We start from the raw sequence: 10,119 nt of genomic DNA, 5'->3' as shown, positions 1-10,119 counted from the left end.
CCGTGTTCAGGTCACGGTGACGCCGCTGCGGGGGGAAGCACCTGAGCGATCTGTTACGACGGGGGAATCGCGTCAGGCACTGCGGGGGGTGGCTGAGATGGTCCTTGGGGCCGGAGCGTCCGGCTCCACCAGGCGGTGGTCGCGCTGATCGAGGTTGACGAAGATCATTCCGTACCGGATGGCACACCGCACGGGCTGCGGCGCCCCCCGAGGCCGCCGCAGACACCGGTACGCCCGTACGTCCTCCTCCTCGTCCCGCGTGACGACGACCGGCTCACCGAAGACGGTCACCATCAGCGAGTCACCGGGGTGGGGGATCGCGGTGACCAGGTCGATGAAGTGCCAGCCGGAGCGGTAGGCGGTGGCCATTTCGCGGCGGAAGGAGCGGTCGTCGGGTGGGGTGGTCATGAGGTCGCGCCAGTCCGGTCCGCAGGCGCAGCCCCCCAGCCGGTGTCGTCCGTCGTGACGGCTCCCGTCAGCTCAGCAGCCCCCCAGCCGGTGTCCTTCTGGGTGGCACCGGCCGCTTCCACCGCTCCCGCCCCAGCACCGAAGACCACGGCCGCAGAGAAGGCAACGGCAAGCGCCGATCGAAGCATTCTCTTGAACATAGTCGGCTTCGTCCTCACTCAACGAGTTCCCTTCCCCCGTGCCACGAAGACGATGGCTCATTCGGACACGTCAATGCCACAGGGGCGATGCATCATGTTCCTGCATGTTCAGGACCCTGGGGGGTGGAGATTTGCCTAACAATCACACAAAAGGGACACATCCCCATGCGATCACAGATCTCTGTGAGGAAGGGACGCAGCTCTATGCGACCGCGTTGAGCACGGGACGCATCGCACGGGCGGAGATAGCCGAAGCGCCCTGTCTGCTCGACTTCGCGCTCCTGCACCCGGACCCTGACGACGAGAACTGGCTGCGCCCGGTTCCGCCCTCCGTCGTGCTCGCCCAGCGTCTGCACCCACTGGAACGCGAGATCCTGGACCGCCGGCGGATGTCCATCGAACTGACCGAATCCTTCGAGCCATTCATGGCGCTCAGCGCACTGGCGCCCGCGCCCACCCACGCCATCACGGTGCTTGAGGGCTCCGCCCGGATCAACGCGGCGCTCAACCTCGCGACAGCCGAGTGCCGCCACGAGGTACTGACCGTGCAGCCGGGGGGCGGGCGCAGCGAGCACATCCTCAAGCAGGCCCTGGAACGGGACCGTCCGCTGATGGAGCGGGGCGTGCGCATGCGGACGCTCTACCAGCACACCGTGCGGCACAGCCTGGGGACCATGGCCTACGTGGACGTCATGTCACGCGGCAAGGTCGAGATCCGCACGCTGGAGGAGCTCATAGGGCGGCTCATCATCTGCGACGAGACGGTCGCCTTCGTACCGGCCCACGACGACCAGCAGGTGGCCCTCGAACTGCGCCATCCTGGGCTCGTCAAGTACCTGATCAAGGTGTTCGAGAACCTATGGAGCCGGGCGACCCCACTGCGCGAGGAGGCCCCCTACGAGCCCACGCGCGACGGCATCACCGGGGTCCAGCGCTCCATCGCCCGGCTGCTCATCGAGGGACACGTCGACGAGGCGATCGCACGCCGCCTCGGCATGAACGTCCGCACCTGCCGCGCCCACATAGCCAAGCTCGCGACCGCCCTGGGCAGCGGCAGCCGTGCCCAGCTCGGGTTCCTCATCGCACAGTCCGGGCTTCTGGACGAGGACCACGCGCTGCCTGCGGAAGACGGCCACCCGTGAACGAGACGCACCAGCACGAGGACGAGGAACTGTGCGAGCCGGCCCTGGTGCTGTACCGGCAGGCCCTGCGTGACGGCCGCCTCCGCGCCGAGGACGCCGCACCCGCCCCCTGCCTGGTCGACCTCGGTTTCCTCCACCCCACGGTCGACGACCTCGACTGGCTGGAACCCGTCGCCCCGGCCGTCGCACTCCACCGGCTGCTCCGGGCCTCCGAGGACCGCATCGCGCACGAACGGCGACGCGAACACCTGCTGGTCGACATGTTCGAGCCGCTCATGCGCGTCGACGGCCGGCGTACGGCGGCCTCGGACAACTCGGCGATCACGGTGCTCCACGGCACCGAGCGCATCAACCAGGCCATCACCGAAGCCATGACCGAAGCGTCACAGGAAATGCTGTGCATCCAGCCCACCACCCACTACAACGAGGGACGCACGGCGACGGCCCAGGCTCTCGCGCTGGCCCGTGACCAGGCCCTACTGGACCGCGGTGGCCGCATCCGTGCTCTCTACCAGCACACCCAGCGCTACCGGCCCCTCGTGACGGCGCGTTACGAGCAGCTCAAGGGCGACGCCGAGGCCCGCACCCTGGACGAGGTCACCGATCGGCTCATCGTCCTCGACCGTACGGTCGCCTTCATCCCCGCCAACAAGGACCGCACCCTCGCCCTGGAGATCCGCCAAACCGCACTGGTCGACTACTTCACCACCACCTTCGACCGGCTGTGGCGTCTGGCGACGCCCATGTACCCGCAGGCCGTCCAGCAGCCCACGCTGAACGGCATCTCCCCGCGCCAGCGCGCCATCGCGAGTCTCCTCATCGAGGGCCACACCGACGCGTCCATGGCCGACCGTCTCGGCATGAACATTCGTACCGTCCGCGTCCACATCGCCAAACTCGCCGCGACGCTGGGCAGTGAGAGCCGCGCCCAACTCGGCTACCTCATTGGGCAGTCCGGGATCCTTGATCGGGCACACCCGGAATCCTGATCACCGCCGGCCCGGCCGCCTCGGACGACGGCGACGGCGAGCGCGGCCCGTCCAACCCCACCTGCGCGATCCGCACCCCGAGCTGCGTACGACTCGCCGCCCCCAACGTCTCCGACAACCGCGCGATGTGCGCCCGGCACGTCCGCACGCTTATCCCCAACCGCTCCGCGATCACCGCGTCCTGATGTCCCTCGGCGAGCAACGCCGCGATGGACTGCTCGCGGTGCGAGATGCCCTCGATGCCGGTGTCGGGGAGCGGCGCCGTCAGCGGGATCGCGAGCCGCCACAGCCGTTCGAACACCGTCACCAGGTAGTTCACCAGGCCAGGGTGCCGCAGTTCCAGCGCCATCGTGCGGTCGGCGTTCGCGGGGATGAAGGCCACCGTGCGGTCGAAGAGGATCAGCCGGTCGATCACCTCGTCCAGCGTCCGGGCCTCCACCGAATCGCCCATCAGCTCAAGGTAGTTGAGCAGGCCCTGCCCGTGCCGGGCCACGTGGGTGTACAGGTCGCGCATCCGCACGCCCCGCCCTCGCAGCGCCAGCGCCCGATGCAGACCCTCCGTCAGTTCGTGCTCGGGGCGGATGCCGCCGGGCTGCACCGTCAGCACCTGAGCCGTGCACGCCTCCGTCGCCGCGTCCAGGGCCGCCTGGATGCGGGAGGCGCCGTCCAGCACGCGGATCGCCGTGCCCTCCGCGCCGGCCGCCTGTGGCTGCTGCGGGCCCAGCCCGGCGTACCACTCGAACGCCGCCACCGCCGAACCCACCCGCCGCTGGCTCGCGCTGACCTCGTCGTACACCCCGCGCAGCAGCCGTGTCATGACCTCCTGCGGGGACGTCGGCACCAGCCAGTCCATGTCGTCGGGGTCGGGGTGCAGCAGCGCGAGCTCCAGCAGGCAGGGCACCGGCTCCGCGTCCCGGCGCGGCACGCGACCGCGGCGTACGGCCCGGGAATACACGCGATCCCCGGCCTCGCACAGTCGGTCGGCGCCGTGTGGATGCTCCTCCGTCCCGTGCCCGGCCATCGCCCATCCACCCCCGGTTCCTGCCTCTTGCGCCGGCTCGCCCACCTCCGGAGCGCGGTGTCGACGCCCCTGCCGGGACAGCCCTGCGGGGACGGCCCTGCGGGGCGTGGCCATGGCCGAAGGCAGCGTGCTCAGCCCTTCGGCCCTACGGTTCGCTCGCGCTTCCGCAGCGCAACTATGCGCGGACAGGCCGTGCTCCGCAACACGGCTCACGCCGGGACGGCCGCCCTTGCATGACGGTACGTCCCGGTATCTCCGGGCCTCCGCCCGCCGAGTTGCAACAAGCTGATGGGGTGGTCCGCGCGCCGTCACCCCACCGCGTGGTGGCCATGGCAGGAAACGTCACACTCGCGAACACCATGCCTGAGCGGCTGAGGGCCCCTCCTCGACCGAGAAGGAGGACGAGAAGGAGGGGAGGAGCAGCAGGGCTTGCGGGAGCAGGAAACGAAGGGGGAGCTGAGCGAGCGGCCGAGCGCACTCGCAAAGCAGCCGGTCGCCCTATTTGCCGAGCCCCGCCGCCGAGCAAGCCGCCTTGTACTTGCTCGTGCAGATCTCGGACACCTTGTAGATCCCGTCGGCGAGGACGGTCTCCTTGATGTTGTCCTGGGTCAGGGCGACCACGGGCACCAGCAGGGCCGGGATGTCCTTGTCGGTCGGGCTGTCGACCTGGTCCTGGGTGAGGGAGTCGAACTGGATGTCCCGGCCCTGGACCTTGGCGACGGCCATCTCCGCGGCGCTCTCGGCCTCCTGCGGGTACGACTTGTACACGCTCATGTACTGCTCACCGGCGACGATCCGCTGGACGGCGTCCAGTTCGGCGTCCTGCCCGGTGACCGGCGGCAACTGGGTCACGCCCGCGGCCTTGAGGGCCTTGATGACGCCGCCGGCCATGCCGTCGTTGGCGGCGTAGACGCCCTTGAGGTTGTTCACACCGATGGACTCGATCGCCCGGGCCATGTTGGCCTGGGCGTTCTCCGGCTTCCAGTCCTTGGTGTCGTAGGACCTGGCGATGTCCACCGCGCCGTTGAGTTCCGAGAGGGCGCCCGCCTTGAACTGCTTGGCGTTCGGGTCGGTGGGCGAGCCGTTCATCATGACGATCTTGTCGGAGGAGTCGACGCCCTGCCCGCCCATGGCCTCCAGGAGGGTGCGGGCCTGCACCTCCCCGACGAGTTCGTTGTCGAAGGAGACGTACGCGTCGATGGGCCCCTCGGCGAGACGGTCGTAGGCGATGACCGGGATCCCGGCGTCCTTGGCCCTCTTCACGCCGTCGGCGATGGCGTGCGAGTCGACGGCGTCCAGCAGGATCACGTCGACCTGGTCGTCGATCATCTTCTGCAGCTGGCTCGCCTGCTTGGCCGCGCTCGCGTCGGCGTTCAGGTAGACGACCCTGCCCTGCTTGTCCGTGAGCTCCTGGACCTTGTTCCTGATGATGGGGTAGTCGAACTTGTCGTAGCGCGTGTTCGCCGTCTCCGGCAGCAGCAGCCCCACGGTGAGGTCGTTGCCCTTGGTCGGGCTCGCCGCACCGCTGCCCCCGCTGACCCCCAGCGCCCCGCACGCGGCCAGCGAAACGGTCATCGTGGACGCGGCGGCCACGGCTGTGGCGATACGTCGCGTGGGGCGCATGGAACGCATAGAGGAGCTCACTTCTGGTGCCATCGGTGCAGTGGGCGCGTCATTGCGCCCAGATGACTGAAAAGCCAACGCTCCGCCAACCCCCAGCGTCAAGCAGAAGTACTTAACGAGTGCGCAACACCATGCTCCGCCGCCCATGTCAAGACATGGTGGAACACCTGCAAACACCCATTACATCCTCTCCGTCGAACCTTGATCGACCGGAAGGACAAGGTCCGCACAGCCAACTCTCTTTCTCGCGAGTCGGGATCAGGACAGCTTTCCGACCGCCGCTCCGCACTCGACCAGCAGATCGAATGAACCCAGCCAGACGCGCGACCGCGGGCACCCTGCTCATGACGACCCCCGTGTACGCGGCCACGACCTGCTGACGCGTGACTTCGGCTCCGGCGGCGGGGCGACCGTCGACGAGGTCGAGCCCCTCGCCCGACCGGGGCCTCGGTGTCGTACGACAGCGCCACCGGCAAGGCCAGACTCACCTGCTGCACCGGCGCTGGGAGGACGACGGCGGGGACAACCCCGTCGTGCGGGTGGCGAAGGTGACGGGCACCTCCTGGCCGGACACCACGGCCAAGGAGAACCTGTCGTACAGCTAACTGCGTCACCGCGGTCGACGCCGCCGACGACAAGTCCGCCAGGTCGGCGGCCGGCTCCGTCAGCCGGGGCGACCGGGCACCCTCGGCGCCCACCGCTCTCACGGCCGCGACGACGCCCGGCACGGGCATCACGCTGACCTGGAAGGCGCCGGCCTCGCCCGTCGCGCAGGACCTGGTGTACGTCCTGGAATCCGTCGCGTCGGCGCCGGGCACCGGCACCGTGAACGGACCGGGCGGCCAACTCCCGCTTCACCAGCGGCGAGGAGTTCTCGTACGTCACCGTGACGGAGTCGGTGGGCAGCCCCTGACCGGCCGGTCGGCCGGGCCTGAGAAGATCATCCTCATGACCCCGACCGAAACCCCCGCCGAGGACAGCCTGTTCGGCCCGCTCACCGTCCACCTGGACACCGAGCACGGCCAAGTCGTCGTCGAGGGCGGGGCGATACCGCGGATCGTGCTGAGCCGCGCCGCCGGTACCGAGGCCGAGGAGCACATACCCGTCGGCACCCGGGACGGCGGCGCGCTCACGCTCACCGTCGACGGCGAGCAAGCCGGCATACATCCGGCGAAGGGGCGGCTGACCCGGCGTTCGTACCGGGTCGACGTCCGGCACGCCCGCCACGTCTGGCGGCTGGTGCCCGACTCGCTGCCGGACAGCCGGTTCCTGCGGGACGGGCGGCGGCTCGGGGCGTTCACCTGCGAGGGCGACGGCCGGGTCTCGGCCGACTGGCGGGCGGACGCCGCGCCGGACGCCGTGGACGTGGCTCTCGGCTACGCCCTCGCCGCCGCGTTCGGCACGGGTGCGCAGCCCATGTGGATGCTGGTCGCCGACGCGATCGGCGACCTGATCCCCTGACACGTGAAGGGGCCCGGAGGTCGAACCTCCGGGCCCCTTCACGTGACGCGTCCGCCCAGCGCTGCTCCTGCTCGGCCTTCTCCTGCTCGGCCTTCTCCTGCTCGGCCTTCTAGTCCTTGGCCTTCTTCGGCCGCCACACCACCAGCGCGCTGGTCTGCTGCACCTCCTGGTACGGCACCAGATCGCGGCGGTACGACGCGTGCACCGCCGCCTCGCGCTGCTGCATCGCCGCCGCCGCACCGTCCAGGGCCGCCTGGAGTTCGGCGACCCGGGACTGGAGCGCGGCGACCTGGTTCTCCAGTTCGATGATGCGCTTGATGCCGGCCAGGTTGATGCCCTCGTCCTGCGACAACTGCTGGACCGTGCGCAGCAGTTCGATGTCGCGGGCCGAGTAGCGGCGGCCCCGGCCGGCCGTACGGTCCGGAGACACCAGGCCCAGACGGTCGTACTGGCGCAGCGTCTGCGGGTGCAGGCCGGAGAGCTGGGCCGCCACCGAGATGACGTAGACCGGGGTCTCCTCGGTCAGTTCATACGGGTTGCGTCGACGACCGTCCATCTGACTCATGCTCCCTTCGCGGCCTGGAACAGCTCCGCCCGCGGGTCCTCGCCCGCGGTCGCCTCGCGATACGCCTCGAGTGCGTCACGAGCCTTCCCCGAAAGGTCCTTCGGAACACTCACCTCGACGGTGACCAGCAGGTCGCCGCGGGTGCCGTCCTTGCGGACCGCGCCCTTGCCCCGCGCCCGCATGGTGCGGCCGTTGGGCGTGCCGGGCGGCAGTTTCAGCGTGACCGGCGGTCCGCCCAGGGTGGGGACCCTGACCTCGCCGCCGAGGGCCGCCTCCGTGAAGGTCACGGGGACGGTCACCGTGAGGTTGTCGCCCTTGCGCCCGAACACCGGGTGCTCGCCGACGTGCACGGTGACGTACAGGTCACCCGCCGGGCCGCCGCGCTCGCCGGGCGCGCCCTTGCCGCGCAGGCGGATGCGCTGGCCGTCCGACACCCCGGCCGGGATGCGGACCTGCATGGTCCTGGACGACTTCGCGCGGCCGCTGCCCTTGCACTCCATGCAGGGGTGTTCGGCGATCAGGCCGCGCCCCTTGCAGTCCGGGCACGGATCCGTGAGGGAGAAGCCACCGCCGGAACCCCGCGCGACCTGGCCGGTGCCGACGCAGGTCGGGCACACCCGCGGCGTGCCGTTCTTGTCGCCGGTACCCGCGCAGGCCTTGCAGGGCGACTGCGAGGACATGCGCAGCGGGACCGTCGCGCCCTCGATCGCCTCGGTGAAGCTGAGGGTGACCTCGGTGTCGATGTCCTGCCCGCGCCTGGGCTGGGTACGGGTCGTGCCCGTGCCGCCGCGGTTGAACAGGCCCCCGAAGACGTCACCGAGTCCGCCGCCGAAGCCGCCGGCTCCCCCTTGCCCCTGACCCGGGGCGCCGCCTCCGAAGAGGTCGCCCAGGTCGAAGTTGAAGGAGCCGCCCCCGCCGCCCGGCCCCGGGCGACCGTGCCTATCAAAGATGGCGCCGTTGCCGAAGAGGGCGCGTGCCTCGTCGTACTCCTTGCGCTTCTTGGGGTCGCCGAGGATGTCGTTCGCCTCGGAGATCTCCTTGAAGCGCTCCTCGGCCCTGGCGTTTCCCTTGTTGGCGTCCGGGTGGTACTCGCGGGCGAGCTTGCGGTACGCCTTCTTGATCTCGGCCTCGGTGGCGTCCTTGGGGACGCCGAGGACCTTGTAGTAGTCCTTCTCGATGAAGTCCTTGGTGCTCATCCTCGACGCCCCTCCTTCCTGATCGAGTGTCCCGTCAGTTCAACGTCAGCCCTCGTCCGGGCCACCGCTCTCCTTGTCGTCGGCCGCCGCGTTCTCCTCGGACCCCTCGGCCTTGACGGTCTGCGCGCCCGGCTGCGGCTCGGCGACGGCCACCCGCGCGGGGCGGATGGTGCGCTCGCCGAAGCGGTACCCGGGCTGCAGGATCGCCACGCAGGTCGTCTCGGTGACGTCCGGCGCGTAGGAGTGCATCAGGGCCTCGTGGATCGTCGGGTCGAAGGGCTCGCCCTCCTTGCCGAACTGCTGGAGTCCCAGCTTCGCCGCGACGGTCTCCAGCGACTCCCCGACGGACTTGAATCCGCCGACGAGCTCGCCGTGTTCCCGCGCGCGGCCGATGTCGTCGAGCACCGGCAGGAGCTCGGTCAGGAGGTTCGCGATGGCGATCTCCTTGACCGTGATCCGGTCGCGCTCGACGCGGCGGCGGTAGTTCTGGTACTCGGCCTGGAGTCGCTGGAGGTCCGCCGTGCGCTCACCGAGCGCCGTACGCACCTGGTCCAGCTGGGCCACCAGGCCCGCGTCTGCTGTTCCGTCCCCGGCCGGGGCCGCCCCCTCCTGCGGGGCGGCCGTCGACTCGGCGTCGTCGGGGGTCGCGCCGGAGGGGACGTCGGGCTTCTCCTCGAAGCCCGGGGTCTCCTCCGTCATTACGCGGCACCGTCCTTGCGCTCGTCGTCCACGATCTCGGCGTCCACGACGTCGTCGTCGGCGGCCTTGGCGCCGGCACCACCCTGGGTGGCACCCTCCGGACCGCCGGCGGCCTGCGCGCCCTGGGCATCGGCGTACATGGCCTGGCCGACCTTCTGGGAGACCGCGGCGACCTTCTCGGTGGCGGTGCGGATCTCGGCGGTGTCCTCGCCCTTGAGCGCGGTCTTCAGCTCCTCGACGGCGGCCTCGACCTCGGTCTTGACCTCGCCGGGGACCTTGTCCTCGTTGTCCTTGAGGAACTTCTCCGTCTGGTAGACGAGCTGCTCGCCCTGGTTGCGGGTCTCGGCGGCCTCGCGGCGGCGGTGGTCCTCCTCCGCGTACTGCTCGGCCTCCTGGCGCATCCGGTCGACCTCGTCCTTCGGCAGCGAGGAGCCGCCGGTGACGGTCATCTTCTGCTCCTTGCCCGTGCCCAGGTCCTTGGCGGTCACGTGCATGATGCCATTGGCGTCGATGTCGAAGGACACCTCGATCTGCGGGACGCCACGCGGGGCCGGCGGCAGACCGGTCAGCTCGAACATCCCGAGCTTCTTGTTGTACGCCGCGATCTCGCGCTCGCCCTGGTAGACCTGGATCTGCACGGACGGCTGGTTGTCCTCGGCCGTCGTGAAGATCTCGGACCGCTTGGTCGGGATCGTGGTGTTGCGCTCGATCAGCTTGGTCATGATGCCGCCCTTGGTCTCGATACCGAGGGACAGCGGGGTCACGTCGAGGAGCAGGACGTCCTTGACCTCACCCTTGAGGACACCGGCCTGGAG

The 10,119-nt window shown here is 69.9% G+C and carries 11 protein-coding genes; 4 read left to right on the top strand and 7 right to left on the bottom strand.

The genetic code is table 11. The annotated features are described in order from the left end of the window. Positions 1-72: 72 nt before the first annotated feature. Positions 73-408: a hypothetical protein gene (locus ABZ078_RS43545; protein ID WP_356584097.1), complete on the bottom strand. Its 336-nt coding sequence runs from the start codon at positions 406-408 to the stop codon at positions 73-75. Positions 409-712: 304 nt separating this feature from the next. On the opposite strand from ABZ078_RS43545, the gene ABZ078_RS43540 reads away from it, so the two are divergent. Together ABZ078_RS43540 and ABZ078_RS43535 are read left to right on the top strand one after the other, a co-directional pair. Next, the gene (locus ABZ078_RS43540) at positions 713-1,750 is read left to right on the top strand and encodes a helix-turn-helix transcriptional regulator (protein WP_356584095.1); all 1,038 of its coding nucleotides are present in this window, start codon (positions 713-715) and stop codon (positions 1,748-1,750) included. Then, the gene (locus ABZ078_RS43535; protein WP_356584093.1) at positions 1,747-2,739 is read left to right on the top strand and encodes a helix-turn-helix transcriptional regulator; all 993 of its coding nucleotides are present in this window, start codon (positions 1,747-1,749) and stop codon (positions 2,737-2,739) included. Before ABZ078_RS43540 ends, ABZ078_RS43535 begins: the two co-directional genes overlap by 4 nt. Here ABZ078_RS43535 and ABZ078_RS43530 read toward each other — a convergent pair. Then, positions 2,693-3,760: a LuxR C-terminal-related transcriptional regulator gene (locus ABZ078_RS43530; protein ID WP_356584091.1), complete on the bottom strand. Its 1,068-nt coding sequence runs from the start codon at positions 3,758-3,760 to the stop codon at positions 2,693-2,695. The two genes, ABZ078_RS43535 and ABZ078_RS43530, sit on opposite strands and share 47 nt — an antisense overlap. 498 nt (positions 3,761-4,258) lie before the next feature. Beyond that, the gene (locus ABZ078_RS43525; RefSeq protein ID WP_356584089.1) at positions 4,259-5,383 is read right to left on the bottom strand and encodes a substrate-binding domain-containing protein; all 1,125 of its coding nucleotides are present in this window, start codon (positions 5,381-5,383) and stop codon (positions 4,259-4,261) included. Positions 5,384-5,766: 383 nt separating this feature from the next. Between ABZ078_RS43525 and ABZ078_RS43520 the strand changes: the two genes are divergently transcribed. Next, the gene (locus ABZ078_RS43520) at positions 5,767-5,988 is read left to right on the top strand and encodes a hypothetical protein (protein WP_356584087.1); all 222 of its coding nucleotides are present in this window, start codon (positions 5,767-5,769) and stop codon (positions 5,986-5,988) included. Between the two features lie 343 nt (positions 5,989-6,331). Then, positions 6,332-6,844: a hypothetical protein gene (locus ABZ078_RS43515; RefSeq protein ID WP_356584085.1), complete on the top strand. Its 513-nt coding sequence runs from the start codon at positions 6,332-6,334 to the stop codon at positions 6,842-6,844. A 109-nt stretch (positions 6,845-6,953) separates the two neighbouring features. Here ABZ078_RS43515 and ABZ078_RS43510 read toward each other — a convergent pair whose 3' ends face one another. The 4 genes from ABZ078_RS43510 to ABZ078_RS43495 form a co-directional block, all read right to left on the bottom strand. After that, positions 6,954-7,400: a helix-turn-helix domain-containing protein gene (locus ABZ078_RS43510; protein ID WP_003999354.1), complete on the bottom strand. Its 447-nt coding sequence runs from the start codon at positions 7,398-7,400 to the stop codon at positions 6,954-6,956. Between the two features lie 5 nt (positions 7,401-7,405). After that, positions 7,406-8,605 carry a molecular chaperone DnaJ gene (gene dnaJ, locus ABZ078_RS43505; protein ID WP_356584083.1) on the bottom strand — a complete coding sequence of 400 codons (1,200 nt, stop codon included), beginning with the start codon at positions 8,603-8,605 and terminating at the stop codon, positions 7,406-7,408. 45 nt (positions 8,606-8,650) lie between these two features. Further along, on the bottom strand, positions 8,651-9,304 hold the full coding sequence (gene grpE / locus ABZ078_RS43500; RefSeq protein WP_356584081.1) for a nucleotide exchange factor GrpE: 654 nt from the start codon (positions 9,302-9,304) through the stop codon (positions 8,651-8,653). Next, a partial coding sequence (locus ABZ078_RS43495; protein ID WP_356584080.1) for an Hsp70 family protein occupies positions 9,304-10,119 on the bottom strand: 816 nt, incomplete at its 5' end. The genes grpE and ABZ078_RS43495, both read right to left, overlap by 1 nt.

Origin of the sequence: Streptomyces sp. NPDC006385 (assembly GCF_040612485.1) — a bacterium.
Taxonomy (GTDB): domain Bacteria; phylum Actinomycetota; class Actinomycetes; order Streptomycetales; family Streptomycetaceae; genus Streptomyces.
Note: the sequence above shows the minus strand (reverse complement) of the source record. Positions and strands in the feature narration are given on the sequence as shown.